The 232-nt window shown below is 53.0% G+C and carries 1 pseudogene; it reads right to left on the bottom strand.

The features are described from left to right. Positions 1 to 223, bottom strand: a pseudogene (locus SB725_RS34160) (hypothetical protein); the annotation flags it as partial. Positions 224 to 232: the final 9 nt, after the last annotated feature.

Raw genomic sequence — 232 nt, forward strand, 5'->3', positions numbered from 1 at the left:
TAATGGTGAGCCAGTACAGCACGGGGACGAATCGGTCCGCCTTGATCTGTGCAACGACCGACACGAGAAATATGACTGCGAAGATGATCGTACTGACCAGATAACCCAGATTCATGGACATCGAAGCGGCATCGCCGCCGGTTTCACCGAGCGTGGTTGCGGCGATCTTGATGATCCAGAACGCTAGTGTGACCTCGGGAACCTTGACTACTGCGCTGTTCATTTTTTCCAT

The sequence above is a fragment of the Pseudomonas sp. SIMBA_041 genome, assembly GCF_046535095.1.
GTDB classification, from domain to species: domain Bacteria; phylum Pseudomonadota; class Gammaproteobacteria; order Pseudomonadales; family Pseudomonadaceae; genus Aquipseudomonas; species Aquipseudomonas mucoides.